General features: G+C 41.7%; 23 protein-coding genes. 21 read left to right on the plus strand and 2 right to left on the minus strand.

Features of this window, described 5'->3' with window-relative positions:
• The first annotated feature begins 11 nt into the window (after positions 1 to 11).
• On the plus strand, positions 12 to 1373 hold the full coding sequence (gene mnmE / locus H5123_RS17840) for a tRNA uridine-5-carboxymethylaminomethyl(34) synthesis GTPase MnmE (protein ID WP_182698826.1): 1362 nt from the start codon (positions 12 to 14) through the stop codon (positions 1371 to 1373).
• A 7-nt stretch (positions 1374 to 1380) separates the two neighbouring features.
• The gene (locus tag H5123_RS17845) at positions 1381 to 2001 is read left to right on the plus strand and encodes a PolC-type DNA polymerase III (protein WP_182698847.1); all 621 of its coding nucleotides are present in this window, start codon (positions 1381 to 1383) and stop codon (positions 1999 to 2001) included.
• A gap of 58 nt (positions 2002 to 2059) precedes the next feature.
• Here the strand turns inward: H5123_RS17845 and H5123_RS17850 are convergent, their stop codons facing one another.
• Positions 2060 to 2926 carry a LysR substrate-binding domain-containing protein gene (locus tag H5123_RS17850; protein WP_182698827.1) on the minus strand — a complete coding sequence of 289 codons (867 nt, stop codon included), beginning with the start codon at positions 2924 to 2926 and terminating at the stop codon, positions 2060 to 2062.
• A gap of 141 nt (positions 2927 to 3067) precedes the next feature.
• Between H5123_RS17850 and H5123_RS17855 the strand changes: the two genes are divergently transcribed.
• Positions 3068 to 4198: an S-(hydroxymethyl)glutathione dehydrogenase/class III alcohol dehydrogenase gene (locus tag H5123_RS17855; protein ID WP_182698828.1), complete on the plus strand. Its 1131-nt coding sequence runs from the start codon at positions 3068 to 3070 to the stop codon at positions 4196 to 4198.
• A gap of 73 nt (positions 4199 to 4271) precedes the next feature.
• The gene (gene fghA / locus H5123_RS17860; protein ID WP_124016578.1) at positions 4272 to 5117 is read left to right on the plus strand and encodes an S-formylglutathione hydrolase; all 846 of its coding nucleotides are present in this window, start codon (positions 4272 to 4274) and stop codon (positions 5115 to 5117) included.
• Positions 5118 to 5180: 63 nt separating this feature from the next.
• Here the strand turns inward: fghA and H5123_RS17865 are convergent, their stop codons facing one another.
• The gene (locus H5123_RS17865; protein ID WP_182698829.1) at positions 5181 to 6548 is read right to left on the minus strand and encodes a sodium:alanine symporter family protein; all 1368 of its coding nucleotides are present in this window, start codon (positions 6546 to 6548) and stop codon (positions 5181 to 5183) included.
• A gap of 115 nt (positions 6549 to 6663) precedes the next feature.
• Here H5123_RS17865 and mioC point away from each other — a divergent pair, with 115 nt between their 5' ends.
• The 17 genes from mioC (at position 6664) to H5123_RS17950 (ending at position 23905) form a co-directional block, all read left to right on the plus strand.
• Complete coding sequence (mioC, locus tag H5123_RS17870) at positions 6664 to 7104, plus strand: FMN-binding protein MioC (protein ID WP_182698830.1); 441 nt, start codon at positions 6664 to 6666, stop codon at positions 7102 to 7104.
• 471 nt (positions 7105 to 7575) lie between these two features.
• Complete coding sequence (mnmG, locus tag H5123_RS17875; RefSeq protein ID WP_124016581.1) at positions 7576 to 9465, plus strand: tRNA uridine-5-carboxymethylaminomethyl(34) synthesis enzyme MnmG; 1890 nt, start codon at positions 7576 to 7578, stop codon at positions 9463 to 9465.
• Between the two features lie 112 nt (positions 9466 to 9577).
• Positions 9578 to 10198, plus strand: coding sequence for a 16S rRNA (guanine(527)-N(7))-methyltransferase RsmG (gene rsmG, locus H5123_RS17880; protein ID WP_182698831.1), 621 nt, complete (start codon positions 9578 to 9580; stop codon positions 10196 to 10198).
• 61 nt (positions 10199 to 10259) lie between these two features.
• Positions 10260 to 11048, plus strand: a complete 789-nt coding sequence (locus tag H5123_RS17885; RefSeq protein WP_124016583.1) for a ParA family protein — start codon at positions 10260 to 10262, stop codon at positions 11046 to 11048.
• Between the two features lie 9 nt (positions 11049 to 11057).
• Positions 11058 to 11939: a ParB/RepB/Spo0J family partition protein gene (locus H5123_RS17890; RefSeq protein WP_124016584.1), complete on the plus strand. Its 882-nt coding sequence runs from the start codon at positions 11058 to 11060 to the stop codon at positions 11937 to 11939.
• Between the two features lie 225 nt (positions 11940 to 12164).
• Positions 12165 to 12548, plus strand: coding sequence for an ATP synthase subunit I (locus tag H5123_RS17895; protein WP_124016769.1), 384 nt, complete (start codon positions 12165 to 12167; stop codon positions 12546 to 12548).
• A gap of 12 nt (positions 12549 to 12560) precedes the next feature.
• Complete coding sequence (atpB, locus tag H5123_RS17900; RefSeq protein ID WP_124016585.1) at positions 12561 to 13355, plus strand: F0F1 ATP synthase subunit A; 795 nt, start codon at positions 12561 to 12563, stop codon at positions 13353 to 13355.
• 65 nt (positions 13356 to 13420) lie between these two features.
• Positions 13421 to 13672, plus strand: coding sequence for a F0F1 ATP synthase subunit C (gene atpE / locus H5123_RS17905; protein WP_011639455.1), 252 nt, complete (start codon positions 13421 to 13423; stop codon positions 13670 to 13672).
• A 37-nt stretch (positions 13673 to 13709) separates the two neighbouring features.
• Complete coding sequence (gene atpF / locus H5123_RS17910) at positions 13710 to 14180, plus strand: F0F1 ATP synthase subunit B (protein ID WP_124016586.1); 471 nt, start codon at positions 13710 to 13712, stop codon at positions 14178 to 14180.
• A gap of 16 nt (positions 14181 to 14196) precedes the next feature.
• The gene (atpH, locus tag H5123_RS17915) at positions 14197 to 14730 is read left to right on the plus strand and encodes a F0F1 ATP synthase subunit delta (protein ID WP_124016587.1); all 534 of its coding nucleotides are present in this window, start codon (positions 14197 to 14199) and stop codon (positions 14728 to 14730) included.
• Positions 14731 to 14744: 14 nt separating this feature from the next.
• Complete coding sequence (gene atpA / locus H5123_RS17920) at positions 14745 to 16286, plus strand: F0F1 ATP synthase subunit alpha (protein WP_124016588.1); 1542 nt, start codon at positions 14745 to 14747, stop codon at positions 16284 to 16286.
• Between the two features lie 53 nt (positions 16287 to 16339).
• Positions 16340 to 17200, plus strand: coding sequence for a F0F1 ATP synthase subunit gamma (atpG, locus tag H5123_RS17925; protein WP_182698832.1), 861 nt, complete (start codon positions 16340 to 16342; stop codon positions 17198 to 17200).
• Between the two features lie 35 nt (positions 17201 to 17235).
• Positions 17236 to 18627 carry a F0F1 ATP synthase subunit beta gene (gene atpD / locus H5123_RS17930; protein WP_011639450.1) on the plus strand — a complete coding sequence of 464 codons (1392 nt, stop codon included), beginning with the start codon at positions 17236 to 17238 and terminating at the stop codon, positions 18625 to 18627.
• 36 nt (positions 18628 to 18663) lie between these two features.
• On the plus strand, positions 18664 to 19092 hold the full coding sequence (locus H5123_RS17935; protein WP_124016591.1) for a F0F1 ATP synthase subunit epsilon: 429 nt from the start codon (positions 18664 to 18666) through the stop codon (positions 19090 to 19092).
• Positions 19093 to 19243: 151 nt separating this feature from the next.
• Positions 19244 to 20608: a bifunctional UDP-N-acetylglucosamine diphosphorylase/glucosamine-1-phosphate N-acetyltransferase GlmU gene (gene glmU, locus H5123_RS17940; RefSeq protein WP_182698833.1), complete on the plus strand. Its 1365-nt coding sequence runs from the start codon at positions 19244 to 19246 to the stop codon at positions 20606 to 20608.
• 260 nt (positions 20609 to 20868) lie between these two features.
• Positions 20869 to 22962, plus strand: coding sequence for a TonB-dependent siderophore receptor (locus tag H5123_RS17945; RefSeq protein WP_182698834.1), 2094 nt, complete (start codon positions 20869 to 20871; stop codon positions 22960 to 22962).
• Positions 22963 to 23134: 172 nt separating this feature from the next.
• A complete protein-coding gene (locus H5123_RS17950; RefSeq protein ID WP_182698835.1) occupies positions 23135 to 23905 on the plus strand; it encodes a DeoR/GlpR family DNA-binding transcription regulator in 771 nt (256 codons plus the stop codon).
• The last annotated feature ends 24 nt before the right edge of the window (positions 23906 to 23929 follow it).

Genomic DNA, 23929 nt, shown 5'->3' on the forward strand with positions numbered 1-23929 from the left:
TAGGTACTACCGTGACAACAGACACTATTGTGGCGCAAGCCACCGCACCTGGACGAGGTGGCGTAGGTATCATTCGTGTATCAGGCGACTTAGCCACTAATGTCGCAACGGCGATTATTGGCCATGTTCCAAAAACCCGTTATGCAGAATATTGTGACTTTAACAATGCCGACGGTCAGGTTATTGACCAAGGTATTGCACTTTTCTTTAAAGGTCCCAATTCATTTACTGGCGAAGATGTCCTTGAACTGCAAGGCCATGGCGGCCAAATTGTGCTGGATATGTTGATTAAACGCGTCATGGAAATTGACGGCATACGTATAGCCAGGCCTGGTGAATTCAGCGAACAAGCCTTTATGAATGATAAGCTCGACTTAACTCAGGCAGAAGCGATTGCTGACTTAATCGATGCCACCAGTGAGCAAGCTGCCAAAAGTGCATTGCTATCACTCCAAGGTGAGTTCTCAAAAGAAGTTCACGAGCTTGTCGACCAAGTGACCAACTTACGTTTGTATGTCGAAGCTGCGATTGATTTTCCAGATGAAGAAGTCGATTTTTTATCTGATGGTAAAATTGCCAATGCCTTATATAAAATCATCGATAAATTAGACATAGTGCAAGACAGTGCCAAGCAAGGCTCCATTATCCGCGAAGGTATGAAGGTAGTGATTGCCGGCCGTCCTAATGCCGGTAAATCAAGCTTACTCAATGCACTAGCCGGTAAAGAGTCGGCAATTGTCACTGAAATTGCTGGCACAACTCGTGACGTACTACGTGAACACATCCACTTAGACGGTATGCCACTGCACATCATAGATACTGCGGGGTTAAGAGACACACTCGACACAGTTGAACAAATTGGCATTGAGCGCGCATGGGCCGAAATAGCCACTGCAGATAGAGTCTTGTTTATGGTTGATGGCACTACAACTGAGGCTATCGACCCTCGCGAGATTTGGCCAGACTTTATCGACCGCCTTCCATCAAAACTCGGCGTAACGGTTATTCGTAATAAAGCTGACATAACTGGTGAAACCTTAAATAATACTGAAGAACAAGGTTACAGCGTTTACCGCATCTCAGCTAAGACAGGCTTAGGTGTTGAAGAATTAAAACAACATCTTAAATCATTAATGGGCTACCAAAGTAACTTAGAAGGCGGCTTTATTGCACGTCGTCGCCATTTGGAAGCACTCGATCTTGCCGCCAGTCACTTGCAGTTAGGTAAAGAGCAGCTTGAAGTGTATTTAGCCGGAGAGTTACTGGCTGAAGAACTGCGTATGTGCCAAATGGCATTATCTGAAATCACCGGTAAATTTACCTCAGACGATTTGCTCGGTAAGATTTTTGGCTCATTTTGTATCGGAAAATAATCAAGCTATGATCCCCACACTCGCAAATCAGGTTGTGATACTCGATTTTGAAACCACTGGATTATCACCCGATAATGGCGACCGAGCCATTGAAATTGGTGCGGTAAAACTAGTTAATGGTCAAATAGTCGATACCTTTCAGGAACTGATTAATCCTGGTCGGCGAGTGAATAGCTTTATTGAGCAGTACACTGGCATCAGTAATGAAATGCTGAAACATGCCCCAGCGTCTAAACAAGTCATGGGGCAGTTTGCCAAATTTATTGCTGGCTTTAATCTGGTGGCACACAATGCCAGCTTTGATAAAAAGTTTCTCGATGCTGAATTTAGCCATAATAAACTGCATTACACTGGTCAGTTTGCTTGCTCGTTATTATTGTCTCGACGTATTAGCCAAGATGCCCCGAATCATAAGCTTGGCACACTTGTAGATCATCACCAGTTACCTAACGATGGTGTGTTTCACCGCGCTTTAGCCGATGCCACCATGACCAGCCATTTATGGTTATATCAAATTGATGTGTTACAGCAGCAACTGCCCAAGCAAGCTATTACTATTGATATCATCAATAAAATATCCAGCCTTCCAAAAGCGCAAATTGCGCGTTATCTGCGAACCATGAGTTAAATCTCAGCCTAAAAAAATAAGCTTGGGAACCTAATAGACTACAACCAAACAGGGTTAATTAAAGCTGTTGCGATAACTTATCAACCAGCAATCTCACTTTAGGTGATAAATGGCGATTATGTGGATACAAAGCCCAAATACCTTCTTTAGGTTGTTGAAAAGATGCAAGTAATACCACTAACTCCCCTTCAGCAATAGCATCATTGACGTAATATCCCGGTAACTGCACAATCCCCAAACCACAAATAGCCGCATTTAATAAACTCAAACCACTACTACAGGCCAAAGATCCATGCACTTTTACCGTCTTGGGTTTACCTTGCTCAATAAAATGCCAATGAGACTGACTGCCAATTAAACAATTGTGCTGGCTCAACTCTGATAACGCATAAGGCGTACCGTATTTAGCGATATAACTCGGAGCTGCGCACACATATTGGCTGCGACTTGTCAGTCGCTTTGCCATCATGGTTGAATTAGTTAACCGCCCTAACCTAATAGCCAAATCATACCCACCATCCACCAAGTCAAGTTGCTGATTAGTCAGCTCGCAAATCACTTCAATGTCGGGATATTGTTGCATAAAATCAATGACTATCGGCATGATAAACTTTTCACCGTAAGTTACTGGTGCGGTAATTCTAATAAGTCCCTGTGGCTTATCTTTTAAGCTGGAAATAGCACGCTCAGCCTCATCAAGGCTGTTTAATACTTGGCGGCAATGCTGATAGTAAACTGTACCTTCTTCGGTTAACGATACTTTACGAGTGGTGCGATAAAATAATTTGGTGTTTAAACGATTTTCAAGCTGACTGATTTGTCGACTCACTTGCGCAGTAGAAATACTTAAACGCTTACCCGCCACGGTAAAACTGTCAGTTTCAGCCACAGCCACAAACTCAAAAATGCCTTCCCACTTCATCATTATTACATTCTCGTAAAAGTCATTTACAAAATAAGCTAATTATCATTGTATGATAAACAAATACAATAGCTAAATACACTACACTGTAGTAATACCTCTTAACCATGTTGACCATGGTCGTTAATGTTAAGGAAATCATTTATGTCAGCACAATTTATAAAATCAAAAGCCGCTATTGCTTGGGGACCAGGCCAGCCACTATCGGTAGAAGAAGTCGACGTAATGTACCCAAAAGCTGGTGAAGTGATGGTACGTATTGTGGCATCAGGTGTCTGTCATACCGATGCTTTCACGCTTTCAGGTGATGATCCTGAAGGGGTATTCCCAGCTATTCTTGGTCATGAAGGCGGCGGTATTGTTCACATGGTCGGTGAAGGCGTGACTAGCGTACAAGTTGGCGATCATGTTATTCCGTTATACACAGCAGAATGTGGAAAATGTAAATTCTGTACCTCAGGTAAAACCAACCTCTGTAGTGCCGTTCGTGCGACCCAAGGTAAAGGACTTATGCCTGATGGCACTACGCGTTTCTTTAAAGATGGCGAGCCAATCTTCCATTATATGGGCTGCTCAACTTTCTCGGAATACACAGTATTACCAGAAATATCATTAGCTAAAGTTAACCCAAGTGCGCCACTTGAAGAAGTCTGTTTACTGGGTTGTGGTGTCACCACAGGCATTGGTGCAGTACTTAAAACAGCTAAAGTGCAACCAGGTGATACGGTTGCTATTTTTGGTTTAGGTGGCATTGGTTTATCGGCCATTATTGGCGCGACTATGGCAGGAGCTAGCCGTATTATTGGTATTGATTTAAACGAATCAAAATTTGAATTGGCTAAAAAACTTGGCGCGACTGACTGTATTAATCCTAAGGATTTTGATAAACCAATCCAAGATGTGATTGTTGAAATGACTGACGGTGGTGTCGATTTCTCATTTGAATGTATTGGTAACGTCAATGTAATGCGCAGTGCATTAGAGTGCTGCCATAAAGGCTGGGGCGAGTCGGTGATTATTGGTGTTGCTGGTGCCGGCCAAGAAATATCAACCCGTCCATTCCAGTTAGTCACTGGTCGTGTATGGCGTGGCAGCGCATTTGGTGGCGTTAAAGGACGCAGTGAGTTACCTGGTATTGTTGAACAATACTTAGCGGGTGAGTTTAAGTTAGACCAATTTATTACTCACACCATGGGCCTTGAAGGTATTAACGAAGCATTTGATTTAATGCACAAAGGCGAAAGTATTCGAAGTGTGATTCACTTTGCTAAGTAATATTTAATTGCTCATCACAGGCGCAGTTAAGGGTAAAGTCACTTAACTGCGTTCTGATAAATAAGGACACATAATGACCATTGAAAGTATCAGCAGTACCAAAGCATTTGGTGGTTGGCATAAACAATATAGTCATCATTCAAGCACGCTTAATTGTGCAATGCGGTTTGCCATTTACTTGCCGCCCCAAGCAGAAAGCCAAGCAGTACCTGTTTTATATTGGTTGTCAGGACTCACTTGTACTGATGAAAATTTTATGCAAAAAGCAGGTGCACAACGTATAGCAGCTGAATTAGGTATGGCGATAGTCGCGCCCGATACTAGCCCTAGAGGAGAAGGCGTCGCAGATGATCCCGACGGCGCTTATGACTTTGGTTTAGGTGCAGGCTTTTATCTTAATGCTACCAAACCGCCATTTAGTCAGCATTATCAAATGTATGATTACGTGGTTAACGAACTGCCGGCATTGATTGAAGCTCATTTTCCGGTAACAGAACAACGTAGTATAAGCGGCCATTCCATGGGTGGACATGGTGCCTTAACCATCGCACTTAAAAATCCGCACAGATATAATAGCTTGTCAGCATTTAGTCCAATCTGTCATCCAATGGACTGTCCTTGGGGTATAAAAGCATTTCGCGGCTACTTAGGTGATGATCAGCAACAATGGCAGCAATACGACAGCTGTGAGTTGATGGCTAAAAGCCAGCAATTTGTGCCTGCGCTGGTGGACCAAGGCAGTAAGGACAACTTTTTAGACGAACAACTAAAACCGCAAATCTTAGTGCAAGCCGCTAAAAACAAAGGCTACCCGCTAGAACTAAGAATGCAGCCAGGCTATGACCACAGCTATTATTTTATCGCGACCTTTATTGAAGACCATCTGCGTTTTCATGCAAAGCACTTAGCCCTTTTATAGACAGCTACTGTCATTAAAATAAAAACGAGCCCTTCAGGCTCGTTTTTTATCTCTATGAATACCCTAATGACTTTTTTCTAAGCGAGAAAAATAATCTTTTGCTGCAGCCCTAACCTTAGGCGCCAGCAATAAAGCAGACGTCATAGTCGGTATTGCCATTAACGCGTAAGCGGCATCAATAATGTTAACAATTTCTTGCAAGCTAGCCGTTGCGGCAAACAAAATGGCTAATAAATAAAAGTATTGGTAAAAACGGATACGTTTACGCCCAAATAGAAACGCAAAACACTGACCACCATAAAATGCTTGGGTAAATATGGTACTAATGCTGAAAAATATCACACATAAAATAAGTAAATACGGCCCAACACCAGGCATAGTAATTTCAAAAGCTTGCGCCGATAAATTAACCCCTTCAGCTTCAGTACCTTGCCACACACCCGAGATTAAAATAATCATAGCAGTGGCAGTACAAACCAATAGAGTATCAATAGCAGGGCCTAACATGGCCACTAAGCCTTCTTTAACTGGTTCATTGGTTTTGGCACTACCATGAGCCATAACCTCAGTGCCTATCCCAGCCTCGTTTGAGAATGCAGCACGACGAATACCAATTAGCATAGTCCCTAAAATACCGCCACCTACTGAATTTAATGAAAAAGCCTCGGAGAAAATAAGACTAAAATATCCCGGTATTTGCTCAATATTTGTCACTATTACATACGCAGCGCAGCTCATGTAAATTAAGATCATTAATGGCACAACTTTAGATGCTACTGTCGCGATCCGCTTAATACCGCCTAAAATCACGCTGGCAACAATCACCATCACCACAATACCTAAGCTTAAATCGAGCCAAAAAGTGGATTGATCGGCAGGAAAATGACCTGGTTTAACAAATACCCATTCACGAATGATCTGCACTAATTGATTAGAATTGAATAAAGGAAAGTTACCAATTAAACCAACAACGCAGAAAAACACGGCTAAAAAATGCCATTTTTTACTCAATCCTTGGGTAATGATGTACATAGGACCACCCTGCACATCACCATTCTCATCTTTACCGCGGTACATAATGGCTAAGGTACAGGTAAAAAACTTGGTTGCCATACCAACAATAGCGCTAATCCACATCCAAAAAATAGCCCCTGGGCCACCCACCATAATGGCAACAGCGACACTACCAATATTGCCCATTCCCACGGTACCAGCCATGGCACTGGATAACGCCCCAGCATGACTAATATGACCTTCGGCGCCATCATCAGGATACTTGCCCCTAACGACATTAATCGCGTGACCTATATAGCGAAAAGGCACAAATCGAGAGTAAATAAGGAAGAATAACCCGCCGCCGACGAGTAAAATAAGCATGTGTGGACCCCATGCAAGGTCGGCAAATTGTTTAGTTATTTCAGCAATATTCATTAAAACCTGTTGTTATATTGTTAAATAGAGCTTAAGAAAATACTGATATTACCCACACAGCGCAATGAAAAATAAGCGTAAAATAGATGAATAAATTTAATCATTGGAAATCAACATGACAAAAATAGCATTATTAGTAGGCACAACATTAGGCGGTTCAGAATATGTTGCCGATGAAATGGCAGCTCAACTAACTCAGTTAGATCATCAAACAGAGGTATTTATAGAGCCAAATTTGGATGAATTAGCTGATTTTTCACTGTGGATCATTGTCTGTTCTACTCATGGAGCTGGCGATCTACCCGATAATATCGTGCCTTTTTATCAACAATTAATGATCGAAAAGCCCGATCTTAGTCATATTAAGTTCGCATTGTGTGCAATTGGCGACTCAAGCTATGATACTTTTTGCCAAGGACCTGAGAAAATCATCGCACAACTTTTACAGCATGGATCAAATGCTATTGTGGATAAGCTCCAAATCGATGTACAACACGATCCTATCCCTGAAGAACCTGCTCTAGCGTGGTTGTTACAATGGCAGCATCTTATCTAAACACCAATAACCCCGATCTTATCTTGCATAAATCATGATCAATCCACAGATTAGATCACACTTACCCACAATATAACCTTTATAAGTATAACTTTGTGGATAAGCTATTATTTTTAGCGATCATAACTCTGTACTATTCACACTCCGATCCGCTCAATGATCACCCTTGTGGATAAGTAGCCGATCTATCCCCATGTTATCTTGAGTTTGATCGCGATCAGATCACAGGTTAGTTTTCACTTTACTATATGATTTTAATCAGGAATAAAAGTTATCAACAGAAAAGTCCGATCCTAATAATAAACATAATAAAAAGATCTATATAAAGATCTTAAGATCTATTAAGCAAACCGCATATTGATCAATCAATGAAAAATGATCGTTCACGTTAAGACAAGCAAGTGCTAAAATGATCCAATCGAAAAAAGATTAAATTCGAATTCAACTTTCTTAGCTATCAAAGGTCAGATAATGCATTTTCATGAACGGTTTGATGTAATTGTTGTAGGTGGTGGTCATGCCGGAACTGAAGCCGCACTTGCTGCTGCAAGAATGGGCTCAAAAACATTATTGTTAACCCACAACATCGACACACTTGGGCAAATGTCTTGCAACCCTGCTATCGGCGGAATAGGTAAAGGCCATTTAGTTAAAGAAATTGATGCTTTGGGCGGTGCTATGGCAACAGCTACTGACTTTGCAGGCATTCAATTTAGAACATTAAATTCAAGCAAAGGCCCAGCCGTTCGTGCAACACGAGCCCAAGCAGACAGAGCTTTATATCGCCAAAAGATCCAAAGTATTTTACAGAACCAAGTTAACTTACGTATTTTTCAACAAGCTGTAGACGATTTAGTTGTTGAAAATAATAAAGTTGTTGGTGTAGTAACTCAAATGGGACTAGCATTTGAAGCGCCAGCGATCGTATTAACAACAGGCACATTTTTAAGCGGCAAAATTCATATTGGAATGCAAAATTACAGTGGTGGTAGAGCGGGTGATCCTCCAGCCATTGCGTTAGCAAATCGATTACGTGAATTAAATATACGTGTTGGTCGCTTAAAAACCGGTACACCACCACGTATCGATGCCAATAGCATAGATTTTTCACAAATGACCGAACAAAAGGGTGATACACCATTACCAGTTATGTCATTTATTGGTGATGTCAGCCAACATCCAAGACAAATTTCATGTTTTATTACTCATACCAATGAGAAAACCCACGATATTATTCGTGGCGGATTAGATCGCAGCCCTATGTATTCTGGCGTGATTGAAGGGATCGGACCCCGTTACTGTCCATCAATTGAAGATAAAATTCATCGTTTTGCAGATAAATCGTCACATCAGATCTTTATTGAGCCAGAAGGCTTAAGCACTAATGAGATCTATCCAAACGGTATCTCAACCAGTTTGCCATTTGACGTACAGTTAAATTTAGTTCGATCAATTAAAGGTATGGAAAACGCTGAAATTATGCGCCCAGGCTATGCGATTGAATATGACTATTTTGATCCTCGCGATCTTAAAAACTCATTAGAAACTAAGGCCATTGAAGGACTTTATTTCGCAGGTCAGATTAATGGCACCACAGGCTATGAAGAAGCAGGTGCTCAAGGCTTACTTGCAGGTATGAACGCATCACTACAAGTTCAAGGCAAAGAAGCGTGGTGCCCTCGTCGTGATCAAGCTTATCTTGGCGTACTAGTAGATGATTTATCTACTTTAGGCACTAAAGAACCGTACCGCATGTTCACCAGCCGCGCAGAATATCGTTTGTTACTTCGTGAAGATAATGCTGATTTACGCTTAACAGAAAAAGGCCGTGAACTTGGATTAGTTGATGATAATCGCTGGGCATCATTTGTTACCAAGAGAGAATCAATTGAATTAGAACTTCAGCGTTTACGCGGCCAATGGGTTCACCCTAACTCACCTTTGCTTGAAGTACTTAATCCACAATTAAATACGCCTATTTCACGTGAAGCATCATTTGAAGACCTACTTCGTCGTCCGGAAATGGATTATACCAAATTGATGTCTCTGGAAGGTTTTGGACCTGGACTAGAAGATCCTCAAGCAGCTGAGCAAGTACAAATTCAGGTAAAATATTCGGGTTATATTCAGCGTCAACAAGATGAAATTGATAAAGCTATTCGTCATGAAAGCTCACTATTACCACTTGATCTGGATTATCAAGAGGTCCCAGGTTTATCTAATGAAGTGATCGCAAAATTGAATAACCATAAACCCGATACTGTCGGGCAAGCATCACGGATCTCAGGGATCACTCCAGCAGCAATCTCAATTTTGCTAGTTCATTTGAAAAAAAGAGGTTTATTGCGAAAAATAGCCTAAAACAGATCATTTTTTCAAATCAATAACACAAGGGAAGCCATAAGGCTTCCCTTAGTGCTTTTACGGCTTCATAATAACTGCCGTCTTTATAACGTAACTTACGAGGCTTTCTGTGTTATCTGCCCAACTTAAATCCTATTTAGCTGAAATGAATATGTCGGCCACTGAATTACAACAAAAACAATTAATAGGTTTTGTTGAAATGCTTAATAAATGGAATAAGGCTTATAACCTCACCTCCGTTCGCGATCCTGAGCAAATGTTAATCCGCCATGTTATGGACAGTTTAACCGTTTCTCCTTATCTTGAAGGGCAGCGTTTTATCGATGTGGGAACCGGTCCTGGTTTACCAGGGATCCCATTAGCCATTATGAATCCAGATAAGCAGTTTGTATTACTCGATAGTTTAGGTAAACGGATCCGTTTTCAGAAGCAGGTTCAGTTCGAGTTAAAAATTAATAACATCACTTCAATAGAAAGTCGTGTTGAAGCTTATAATCCTGATATTAAATTTGACGGAGTATTAAGCAGAGCATTTGCATCTATTCAAGATATGCTCAGTTGGTGTCACCATTTACCAACTGAAAAAGGCACTTTTTATGCATTAAAAGGCCAGTTAAATCAGCAAGAATTAGACGACATGCCAACAGGATTTTCGTTGGTAGAAACCATAGTATTGCATGTACCAAAGTTAGATGAACAGCGACATTTATTAAAAATTGCTAAGCAATAAATCGCATTTCTTTCGCTAATAAAGCTAACCGGACATCAATAATTAAAGACAGGATGACATTGTGGGTAAAATCATTGCCGTAGCCAACCAAAAAGGTGGCGTTGGAAAAACAACAACTTGCGTTAATTTAGCCGCATCACTTGCCGCCACAAAGCGTAGAGTGTTGTTGATCGATTTGGATCCGCAAGGTAATGCGACTATGGGCAGTGGTATCGATAAGTATGAAGTCGATAACACAGCTTATGAATTATTAGTCGAAGAAAAACCCTTTGCTGAGATTGTGATTAAAAATACCGTTGGAAAATATGATTTGATCGCAAGTAATGGTGATGTTACTGCGGCAGAAATTAAATTGATGGAATTTTATGCTCGTGAAATCCGTTTACGTAATGCATTAGCGCCAATCAAAGATGATTACGATTATATTTTCATCGACTGCCCGCCATCACTCAATATGCTTACCGTGAATGCTATGTCTGCTGCAGATTCAGTACTTGTGCCAATGCAATGCGAATATTATGCCCTAGAAGGTTTAACGGCATTGATTGATACCATTACTAAGCTAGGCGCCATGGTCAATCCAACCCTGAGCATAGAAGGTATTTTACGCACTATGTATGATCCGCGTAATCGTTTATCTAATGATGTATCTGATCAACTCAAGCAACATTTTGGCGAAAAAGTATATCGTACCGTCATACCGCGAAATGTTCGTTTAGCCGAAGCCCCTAGTTTTGGTGCACCTGCCATGTATTACGACAAATCGAGTGCTGGCGCTAAAGCTTATTTAGCCCTAGCGGGTGAAATTATCCGTCGTGCAGAACAGCAAACTCAACCAAAACAAGCGTAGGATATAAAAATGACTTTAAAAAAGCGCGGTTTAGGTAAAGGCTTGGATGCCTTATTAAGCCACAGTAATGCCGCTAGTCGTAAAAGTGATCAGGCTGAAGAACAGCAATCTACTCCGCTAAGTGACTTACTCCACCTCGATCTTGACTTATTACAGCCCGGTAAATATCAACCTCGTAAAGATATGTCGCCAGAAGCATTAGAAGAACTGGCTGAGTCTATTCGTGCTCAAGGGGTGATACAACCGATAGTGATCCGTAAAATTTCTGAAACTCATTATGAAATTATTGCCGGTGAACGCCGTTGGCGTGCTGCTCAATTAGCTAAATTAAATAAAGTCCCGTGTATTGTTAAGCAAGTGGCTGATGATGCCGCGGTCGCTATCGCGTTAATTGAAAATATTCAGCGTGAAGACTTAAATGCAATGGAAGAAGCGATTGCATTACAACGATTACTTGAAGAATTTGAATTAACTCATCAACAAGTTGCTGATGCTGTAGGTAAATCTCGTGTAAGTGTGTCTAATTTATTACGTTTAAATAGCCTTAATGAGCCTGTTAAACGTTTGTTAGAGAATGGTGATATCGACATGGGCCATGCGCGTGCGTTATTGGCATTAGAGGGTGATGAACAGACAAATTTAGCTCGATTAGTGGCTTCTAAAGAAATGACTGTTCGAGAAACTGAACGATTAGTGAATAAAGCCTTAAATCCGACTAAAGACGCCGAAACACCAGCTAAAGATCATGATGTTAGCCGCTTAGAACAAGAGTTAATTGAAAGACTCGGTGCCAAGGTTGCCATCAATCATGGCAGTAAAGGTAAAGGCAAAATTGTAATAAATTACCAGAATCTTGCTGAATTAGACGGAATTTTAAATAAAATCCGATGATTTGTGAATCAAACCAATTTCATTAGTAAGTTTGTGACAGAGCTCTAATTTTTGTTTTCGATAATTTAGCGCCGAATAGTGTGCAAAATCGTCGTTTTACTATCATCAAAGTTGCAAACAAAGCGCGAAAAGGTATACTTTGCAGGCTTTTTGAATCTTAAGGCTAGTTTAATATTTTAAATTTAACATTAGGACCGCGAAAAGCAATAATGCGGAGATATGAAGTTGGGTAATGTTTTAGCGCGTCGTGGCAGGTTAGCAGCCTATAAATTAGTGCTGGTACAAGCTATCGTCGCGAGTATTATTTCAACACTATTTTTCGTTATGTGGGGAGCACAGTATGGCCTATCTGCACTTGCAGGTGGTGTAATTGCTGTACTTCCTAATTTTGTATTCGCAACCCTAGCTTTCTCACATAGTGGAGCAAGCTCTGCAGCAAAAGTGATTAAAAGCTTTTACTGGGGGGAAGCGGTAAAGATGCTGTTGACCATTGGATTATTTTCGTTAGTGTTTATCAATATGAAAGTCGGTTTTATGCCGCTTTTTACCTGTTATTCATTAGCGTTAGTTGTACATTGGATAGCACCTTTATATTTCAAGCAAAGTTAAGTGGGATGAATCATGGCTGCAACTGGTGAAGCGTTAACACCGCAGGGCTATATCCAACATCACCTTACCAATTTAAGTGTTGGTGAAGGGTTTTGGACTTGGCACATTGATTCGTTGCTCTTTTCGGTTGGGCTTGGAATGTTGTTCTTATGGCTGTTTTACCGTGCCGGCAAAAATGCGACAACAGGCGTTCCTGGCAAATTTCAATGTTTTGTTGAGATGATTGTTGAGTTCGTAGATAGCAGTGTGAAAGAAACTTTTCACGGCCGCAATCCTGTTATTGCACCTTTAGCTCTGACAATTTTCGTCTGGATTTTCATGATGAACTTCATGGATATGATCCCAGTCGATTGGTTACCTGCATTAGCTTCGTTAGCTGGTGTGCCATACCTAAAAGTTGTTCCGACTACTGACGTTAACATTACCTTCAGCTTAGCTCTTGGTGTGTTTGTGCTGATTATTTATTACAGCATTAAAGTCAAAGGTGTTTCAGGTTTTGTTAAAGAACTAACATTTCAGCCTTTTAACCATTGGGCAATGATACCCGTCAACTTATTATTAGAAACAGTGACTCTAGTTGCGAAGCCGATTTCATTGGCTCTACGACTATTTGGTAACTTGTACGCTGGTGAGTTGATATTTATCCTTATTGCATTGATGTACGGTTCTAACGTGGCGTTATCTGCTCTAGGTGTAGGATTACAACTAGGTTGGTTAATTTTCCATATTTTAGTTATTACTTTACAAGCATTTATTTTCATGATGTTGACTATTGTTTATTTAAGCATGGCACATGAAGATCATTAAGGGTAACCGAAAAATTTTTTGACCTAAATCATTAATAACAACGATTTAGAATATTGGAGATAGATATGGAAACTGTATTAGGAATGACGGCTATTGCTGTTGCTCTACTTATTGGTATGGGTGCATTAGGAACAGCTATCGGTTTCGGCCTTTTAGGTGGAAAGTTTTTAGAAGGTGCAGCTCGTCAGCCAGAAATGGCGCCTATGTTACAAGTTAAAATGTTCATCGTAGCGGGTCTTCTAGATGCCGTAACTATGATTGGTGTAGGTATTGCGCTATTTATGCTATTTACTAACCCATTGGGTGCAATGCTTTAACTAACGCTTCTGTCTTTAATCTAACTAGGAGGCTGTTGTGAATTTCAACGCTACCCTATTCGGTCAGACGGTTGCCTTTATTCTCTTCGTGTGGTTTTGCATGAAGTTTGTATGGCCTCCGTTGATGAATGCCATCGAAGAACGCCAGAAGAAAATTGCTGATGGTCTGGCGGATGCCGGCCGTGCAGCAAAAGATCTAGAGTTAGCACAAATTAAAGCTACTGAGCAACTAAAAGAAGCAAAAGTAACTGCCAACGAAATTATTGAGCAAGCTAATAAGCGTAAGGCTCAAATCGTTGATGAAGCTAAAGTTGAAGCACAAACTGAGCGAGCTAAAATTATCGCCCAGGGTCAAGCAGAAATTGAAAACGAACGTAATCGCGTGAAAGACGACCTGCGTAAGCAAGTTGCTTCTCTAGCCATCATTGGTGCAGAGAAAATTCTTGAACGTACGATTGATCCAGAAGCCCACAGTGACATTGTTAATAAACTTGTTGCTGAAATTTGATTAAGGGAGTTGAGTTATGGCTGAATTAAGCACCATCGCTCGCCCTTACGCAAAGGCAGCTTTTGATTTTGCTGTTGAGCATAAAGCAGTAGATAGTTGGACAGAAATGTTAACTTTCGCTTCATTGGTGAGTGAAAACGAATCAATCAAGCCACTGCTAAATGGTACTCTCGCGAGTACAGAACTAGCTTCACTGTTTATTAAAGTATGCGGTGAGCAAGTCAATGAGCAAGGTCAAAACCTGATAAAGGTAATGGCTGAAAACGGTCGTTTAGGGATACTGTCAACAGTATCGCTACTTTTTGCTGAATACCGTAATGAGTGGGCAAAAGAAGTTGAGGCCGATGTGGTTTCTGCTACTGAGCTAAGCTCTGAGCAACAGCAGCAAATTAGTGTTTCTTTAGAGAAACGTCTCGCACGCAAAGTTAAGCTGAATTGCAGCATCGACGCATCGCTTATTGGCGGTGTAATTATTAAATCAGGCGACCTAGTCATTGATGGCTCGGTAAGCGGTAAGTTATCGCGTTTGTCTGAAAAGCTGCAGTCGTAATTGGGAGTTTGAGCATGCAACTGAATTCCACTGAAATCAGCGATCTGATTAAGCAGCGGATCGAGCAGTTCGACGTCGTTAGTGAAGCTCGCAACGAAGGTACTATCGTTGCAGTAAGTGACGGCATCATTCGCATTAACGGCCTAGCCGATGTAATGCAAGGTGAAATGATCGAACTGCCTGGTGGCTGTTTTGCAATCGCGTTGAACTTAGAACGTGATTCTGTCGGCGCCGTAGTGATGGGGCCTTATGCTAATTTAGCAGAAGGTGATAAAGTTAGAACCACTGGTCGTATTCTTGAAGTACCGGTGGGTCGTGGTCTACTTGGCCGCGTTGTTAACACTCTAGGTGAGCCTATTGATGGAAAAGGACCTATCGACAACGATGGTTTCTCTCCTGTTGAAGTAATTGCCCCTGGTGTTATTGAACGTAAGTCAGTATCACAACCAATCCAAACTGGTTATAAAGCCGTTGATGCCATGATCCCTATTGGTCGTGGTCAACGTGAATTGATTATTGGTGACCGTCAGACTGGTAAAACAGCGATGGCTATTGATGCAATTATCAACCAGAAAGAATCAGGCATTAAGTGTGTCTATGTTGCTATTGGTCAGAAAGCTTCTACCATCGCAAACGTAGTACGCAAGCTTGAAGAACATGGTGCATTAGCTAACACTATCGTTGTTGTTGCATCAGCTTCTGAAGCTGCAGCACTGCAATATTTAGCGCCATATTCTGGTTGTTCTATGGGTGAATACTTCCGTGACCGCGGTGAAGATTCTTTAATCGTATATGATGATTTGTCTAAGCAAGCAGTTGCTTATCGTCAAATTTCTCTACTATTGAAGCGTCCACCAGGACGTGAAGCATACCCAGGTGACGTATTCTATCTACACTCTCGTTTATTAGAGCGTGCTTCACGCGTAAACGTAAATTATGTAGAAAAGTTCACTAACGGTGCAGTAACAGGTCAAACCGGTTCGTTAACCGCGTTACCTATTATTGAAACCCAAGCTGGTGATGTGTCAGCGTTCGTACCGACCAACGTAATTTCTATTACTGATGGTCAGATCTTCCTTGAGACTGACTTGTTTAACTCGGGACTTCGTCCTGCAGTTAACCCAGGTATTTCTGTTTCTCGTGTTGGTGGTGCTGCGCAGACTAAGATCATCAAGAAACTGTCAGGCGGTATTCGTACAGCACTTGCACAGTATCGAGAGCTTGCTGCGTTCTCACAGTTTGCATCTGATTTAGATGATGCAACACGTGCTCAACTTGAGCATGGTGAGCGAGTAACCGAACTAATGAAGCAAAAGCAATATGCTCCTATGAGCGTTGCTGCCCAGTCTGTGTCTATTTTCGCAGCTGAAAAAGGCTACCTTAAAGGTGTTGCTTTAAATGAAATCGGTCGCTTCGAAGCCTCTCTGCTTTCATACATGAACAGTCAACATGCTGACCTAATGAACACCATCAATGCTACTGGCGATTATAACGCTGATATCGAAGGTGAGTTAAAGGCAGGCATGGACAAGTTCATTGAAACCCAAACCTGGTAATAATGAACACGGGGTGTCATTAGGCACCTCAGGTCCCAGATTGGAGAGTAGAGATGGCCAGCGCTAAAGAGATTAAAACCAAGATCGCGAGTGTTAAAAATACTCAGAAGATCACTTCCGCTATGGAAATGGTTGCCGCCAGCAAAATGCGCAGAGCGCAAGAACGCATGGCAGCGAGCCGTCCATATGCAGAAAATATGCGTAAGGTGATCGGTCACGTAGCGCAAGGTACTCTCGAGTATAAACACCCCTATTTAGAGGTGAGAGATGCCAAGCGGGTTGGTTACATTGTTGTAGCAACCGACCGTGGCCTTTGTGGTGGTTTGAACGCTAACCTATTTAAAAAGGTTGTGTCAGACGTTAAAAAGTGGAAAGAACAAGGTGCAAATGTTGAGTTTTGCCCAATTGGTGCCCGTTCTGTTCAGTTTTTTAAAAGCTTTGGTGGTGAAATATCCGCCCATGCATCAGGTTTAGGCGACTCGCCAAAACTTGCTGATTTGATTGGCACAGTTCGTGTCATGTTAAAAGCTTACAACGAAGGTAAACTGGATCGTCTGTTCATAGTATTTAACAAATTTGTGAATACCATGTCCCAGACTCCGGTGATCGAACAGCTGCTACCTTTACCTAAGTCAGATGAAGAAGTAGCTAGTTATCCTTGGGATTATATTTACGAGCCTGATCCAAAAGAAGTATTGGATTTATTGTTAACTCGTTATGTAGAGTCTCAAGTATATCAAGGTGTTGTTGAAAATATTGCCTCTGAACAGGCTGCCCGTATGGTAGCCATGAAGGCGGCAACAGATAACGCCGGCGAAATGATCGATGATTTGCAACTCGTTTATAACAAGGCCCGTCAGGCTGCGATTACGCAAGAACTGTCGGAAATTGTTGCAGGCGCTGCAGCGGTTTAGGTTTAGGTAACGAAATCAAGTTTAGAGGATTAATCATGAGCACAGGTACTGTTGTCCAAGTAATTGGCGCGGTTGTGGACGTAGAGTTTCCACAAGATTCTGTACCTCGAGTATATGACGCTCTGAAGATCACTGGTGAAGGCGCCTGTAATGGTTTGGTGCTGGAAGTTCAGCAGCAGCTAGGTGGTGGTGTTGTTCGTACCATCGCTATGGGTTCTTCTGATGGTCTGCGTCGTGGTCTAGAGGTAGCAAACTCAGGTTCACCAATTACTGTTCCGGTAGGGGTTGCAACCCTTGGCCGTATTATGAACGTATTGGGCGAGCCTATCGATGAAGCGGGTCCTATCGGTGAAGAAGAGCGTTATGTTATTCACCGTGCAGCTCCTTCATACGAAGATCAGTCAAATTCAACTGAGCTTTTAGAGACAGGTATCAAGGTTATCGACCTTGTTTGTCCTTTCGCTAAAGGTGGTAAAGTCGGTCTGTTCGGTGGTGCTGGTGTTGGTAAAACAGTTAACATGATGGAACTGATTAACAACATCGCTAAAGCTCACTCTGGTCTTTCTGTTTTCGCTGGTGTTGGTGAGCGTACCCGTGAGGGTAACGACTTCTACTACGAGATGGAAGATTCAGGCGTATTAGACAAAGTAGCCATGGTTTATGGTCAGATGAACGAGCCTCCAGGAAACCGTTTACGCGTAGCGTTAACTGGCCTGAGTATCGCTGAAAAGTTCCGTGACGAAGGTCGTGACGTATTGTTGTTCGTGGACAACATTTATCGTTATACCTTAGCCGGTACTGAAGTATCTGCACTATTAGGTCGTATGCCTTCTGCGGTAGGTTATCAGCCAACACTAGCTGAAGAGATGGGTGTTCTTCAAGAACGTATCACTTCAACTAAGTCTGGTTCGATTACTTCTGTACAAGCAGTATATGTACCTGCGGATGACTTAACTGATCCGTCACCAGCCACAACCTTCGCTCACTTAGATGCGACTGTTGTATTGTCTCGTCAAATTGCTTCTTTGGGTATTTACCCAGCGGTTGACCCATTGGATTCGACTTCACGTCAGTTAGATCCACAGGTTGTTGGCCAAGAGCATTATGATGTTGCAAACGGTGTACAAACTGTATTACAGCGTTATAAAGAGCTGAAAGACATTATTGCTATCTTGGGTATGGATGAATTGTCAGATGATGACAAAACCATGGTATTCCGAGCGCGTAAGATTGAGCGTTTCTTATCTCAACCTTTCTTCGTAGCAGAAGTCTTTACTGGTTCTCCTGGTAAGTACGTTTCTCTTAAAGACACTATTCGTGGCTTTAAGGGTATCTTGGATGGTGAGTTCGATCATATCCCTGAGCAAGCGTTCTACATGGTTGGTTCAATCGATGAAGCTGTCGAGAAAGCTAACAAAAAGAAATAACTAGGCCGTAAAGCTTAGTTCTTTAAGGAGAACTTGATGGCAGCCAAAACAGTCCAACTTGATATTGTTAGTGCAGAAAACAGCATCTACCACGGCCAAGTTAGCTTCTTTGAAGTTACTGGTGCTGAAGGTGAGTTAGGTATTATGCCTAACCATGTTGCGTTACTGACAAAAATCAAGCCTGGTATGGCGCGCTTTATCAAGCAAGATGGTAGTGAAGAAGTGTTGTATCTATCAGGTGGTTTACTTGAAGTACAACCTACTGCAATTTCAGTACTTGCTGATGTAGCATTACGTGCCGATGATATTGATGAAAAAGCTGCTTTAGAAGCCAAAGAACGTGCTGAGCAAGCAATTGCCAACGCCGGAGTTGACTTCAATTATGAAGCCGCAGCAATCGAGTTAGCCAAATCTTTGGCTCAATTACGTGTTGTTGAATGCATCAAGAAAAATATCACCAGATAATCTGATTATTTGACGCTTAAAAGGCGACTCTTTATGAGTCGCCTTTTTTATTGCCTATTATCGGCTAATTAACCCCCTGCCTGTTTTCCCTTTTGACCATATTCCGTTAAAATGAGCGCAAATCTATATCGGTTCATTAAAGGAATGCTCAATGTCGTTAAATGTTGTGATCTTAGCTGCAGGAAAAGGAACTCGGATGCGCTCAGATCTCCCAAAGGTTCTGCATCCTATTGCTCATAAAAGTATGGTGCAACATGTGATAGACACTGCCAATGCCTTAGGAGCAGATGCTATTCAGTTAGTGTATGGTTATGGCGCAGATAAATTACAAACAGCACTTGGCGAGCAAGCATTAAACTGGGTATTACAGGCTGAACAACTGGGTACCGGCCATGCGGTTGCCCAAGCAAACCCGAATATTAACGATAACGATACTGTATTAATCCTTTACGGTGATGTACCACTTATTCAGCAATCAACCTTAGAAGCATTATTAGCTGCACGCCCTGTGAATGGCTTGGCTATTTTGACTGTTAATTTACCTAACCCAAGCGGTTACGGTCGCATAGTGCGCGAACAAGGCAGCGTCGTCGGAATTGTTGAGCAAAAAGATGCTAATGCTGAACAGCTAGCCATTACCGAAGTGAACACAGGTATAATGGTTGTGCCGGGTAAGCAGTTAAAAGCCTGGTTAAATCGTTTATCGAATAATAATGCTCAAGGTGAATACTACCTTACCGACATCATTGCCATGGCAAAGGCTGATGGCGTTGAAATTAGCACATCACAGCCACAGTCGGCTATCGAAGTTGAAGGCGCTAACAACCGCGTGCAACTTGCCCAATTAGAAAGAGCTTATCAAGCTCGTGCTGCTGAAAAACTGATGCTCGACGGTGCTAATCTCCGCGATCCTGCGCGTATTGATATTCGCGGCGATGTGACTGTTGGTATGGATGTGATGATTGATGTTAACGTTATTTTTCAAGGTAAAGTAACCCTAGGTAACAATGTGACAATCGGCGCAGGTGCTATTTTGATTGATTGCGACATTGCCGATAATGCAGAAATTAAACCTTATACTATTGTAGAAGGCGCTAAGCTTGGACAAGCCGCGAGTGCAGGACCTTTTGCCCGTTTACGCCCAGGGGCAGAGCTTAAAGAAGATGCTCATATAGGTAACTTTGTCGAAATTAAAAAGAGTGTATTAGGTAAAGGTTCTAAAGCTGGCCACTTAGCCTATTTAGGTGATGCACACATTGGCGCTGGCGTGAATATTGGTGCCGGTACAATTACCTGTAACTATGATGGTGCCAATAAGTTTATTACTACCATTGAAGATGGCGTATTTGTCGGCAGTGATACTCAGTTAGTAGCACCTGTTACCATAGGCAAAAATGCCACTCTAGGGGCTGGGTCAACCATAACCAAAGATGTTGCTGAAAATGAACTGGTGATTACTCGCGTTAAACAGCGCCATATTACTGGTTGGCAGCGTCCGATAAAAATTAAAAAATAACGGTTAACTCAAATATAATCAAGCGGCCATGAGCCGCTTTTTTATTATTTATACATTTTTTATATGAAAATTATACTGAAAAAAGGTTTGTTATAAGTTTGATTTATGTTAATTAAATGTTCTTAATTGACTGGTTTTAAATGAATTTATAGCTATGTCACAAGTAAGTGTAAATTTTTCACAAATAAGTTTAAATAAAAACAATTCTCATTTATATTCCCCTCAATTGTTAGACTGAAAGTCTTATTGAGGAGTTGGTCATGGTATTTAAATATTCAGTTATAGGTTTGGCTGTTGGTTCAGCATTAATGGCGATGCCTGTTATGGCAGAAGTGTCGAGTGACGCTAACATAGAGCGCATTAATGTGACCGGTCGTACCTTTAACGATTATAAAGTTGCTACAGCATCTGGCGCTATGCGCGGTGATATCGACTTAATGGATACCCCACAGTCAGTTAATGTTATCCCTGATTTTGTTACCGATGAACAATTAGCTACTAACCTTGCAGAAGTATTAGTTAACGATTCCAGCGTGACGGCAGGAACGACACGCTGGAACCGCCAAGTCTTTAGTATCCGTGGTTTTGAGTTAGATTCGGGTAATGGTTATCTGATTAATGGCCACCAGCAATGGTCTCACTATGTACAACCTATTGAAACGCTACAGCAAGTTGAAGTGCTGAAAGGTCCTTCTAGTATGTTGTATGGCCAATCTGGTCCTGGTGGTTTAGTGAATATGGTCACTAAAAAGCCGACTTATGATTCTATGCTTGATGTGGGTATAGACACAGATGGTTACGGTTCTACCCGTGCGCAGATCGATGCGGGAGGAAGTTTAAATGATGCCCAAAGTATTCGTTATCGTGGAGTGTTAGTTAAGCAAGACACAACATATTGGCGTGAATATTCAACCACCGAAGAAAATCAAGAACGCGATCGTTGGTTAGGTTATCTTAATATGGAATTTGATTTAACTGATGATGTATTACTGTCAGTGAAATACGATCACACTCAAGATAAAGCCGGTATTGATGCCGGTGGTTGGTTAGATAAACAAGGTAATGTCATTGGCGAACGTAAAACCGTTTGGGATGCGCCTTGGGCCTTTACCGATAATACAGTGTCAAACTTAGGTGCCGATCTGACTTGGCATATGAGTGACAACTGGAAAGTCAAAGCGGGCTATAACGATCAACAATTCAATCGCCAACGTTTCGACTCAGCGCCACAATACACCACAGATCCTCTTAGTAATGGTTATAGCATTAAACCATTCGATCGTTATGATGACTGGCAACATAAAACGGCTTATGTAGATTTTACAGGCGAGTTTGATTTTGCCGGAGTTCAACATCAGTTATTAATTGGCGCAAATTACCTAGATTATTTTTATCAGCAACAGATCCAACGTGGTAAAGCCCAAACCGTGACTCCTGGGCAGCCTGTTATTAAGCCTGATCTTGATTACCATTCAAGTGTTAAAGGTGATCCTAGCGAATACAAATATTATGGCTTCTATTTGCAAGATTTAATGACGCTTAATGAACAATGGAAGCTGCTTACTGGTGTTCGTTACGATGAGCAAAAGAAAGACGGTTTAGGCCAGAACAGTTATGCGCTATCGCCTAAGTTTGGGGTGATTTACTCGCCCATGGAAAATGGCAGTGTTTACCTAAACTATTCAAAAAGTTTTACCCCGCAAGGTGCTGTTAATAATCCATTTGATGTTAACGATGAACTGGATTTAAAACCTGAATATGGTATTCAGTATGAAGTTGGTACTAAGTGGGAACTGTTCAACGATACCTTATTACTGACCGCGGCTGTATTTGATATCACCCTAGAGAATATTACAATATCTGAAGTACTCTCGACTCCAATAGGTTCCTATACTGATATTACGACTCAAGGTGGTGAGCAGAAGCATCGTGGATTTGAAGTGGGCGCTCAAGGCCAGATAAGTGACAATTGGTTTATGACATCTTCCATGATGTACCTTGATGCTGAATATCACACTGGCGATGAACGTGAAGGTAAAACGCCTGTTGATGCGCCAGAATGGTCTGCCAATATCTGGACTCGCTACCAAATGAACGAAGATTTTGCGCTGAATTTTGGTGCTATCTATGTTGGCGAGCGTTTTGCCAATACCGATAACAGTATTCGCAAAGACGGCTATGTTCGTTTTGACATTGGTGCCGCTTACACTATGGATGTTATGGGTAAAGACGTAAGCGTACGTGCAAATGTCAGAAACTTATTTGATACCGATTATATTGAAGGTGGTCAATATAATATGGTGACTATTGGTCAAGAGCGTAACTTCAGTGTTGCCGCAGAGGTTAAGTTCTAATATGGCTGGTTAACGCTGACTTATCTTAATTAGTTCATAAAAAGCCTCTGCATATTTCAGAGGCTTTTTTGTACATTTATTTCAACTTTTGAGTTATAAGATCTAGATAAAGTTTCATTTGATGCTAAAATACCTTTCGTTTCGAAACTTATGCGGAAAGTAGTTAATTTAAATGACTAAACGTAACACCCAACAACGTCGCCATTCGATCATTAAATTGGTTAATGAGCAAGGCGAAGTCAGTGTCGACGAACTGGCTAATTTATTTGCCACTTCCGAAGTTACGATCCGTAAAGATTTGGCTATGCTTGAAACCCATGGATTATTGTTACGACGTTATGGTGGCGCCGTGCCTTTACCACAAGAAATGACCCAAATAGCCAACGAAAACCTGTCTGTAAATAAACAAGCTATTGCTGCTAAAGCCGCTGAGCTGATCCGCGACCATAATCGGATCATCATTGACAGTGGCAGTACCACATCAGGCATCATTCAACAGCTTAATGGTAAGCATGGTTTAGTGGTCATGACCAATTCATTACAACTGGCCAATGCCATTCATGAACTTGAAAATGAGCCGACATTATTGATGACCGGTGGCACCTGGGATCCCCATTCCGAGTCTTTTCAAGGTCAAGTGGCAGAGCAGGTTTTACGTTCATATAACTTCGACCAACTGTTTATCGGTGCCGACGGTATCGACCTTAACCGCGGCACAACCACGTTTAACGAGCTAACTGGCTTGAGTAAAGTGATGGCAGAAATGTCGCGTGAAGTGGTGGTATTACTGGAATCTAGCAAAATTGGTCGACGAATCCCTAATCTTGAGCTGCCCTGGGAAGTGGTTAATGTCTTAGTTACCGACGACAACATTACCCAAGAAGCCGTTAACACTATTTCAGCCCATGGCGTCAGAGTCATTCTCGCGCCATACGCTAAGTAAACAAATTAAATTAAAACAGTAAAG

Origin of the sequence: Shewanella sp. SR43-4 (assembly GCF_014163845.1) — a bacterium.
In the GTDB taxonomy this organism is placed as follows: domain Bacteria; phylum Pseudomonadota; class Gammaproteobacteria; order Enterobacterales; family Shewanellaceae; genus Shewanella; species Shewanella vesiculosa.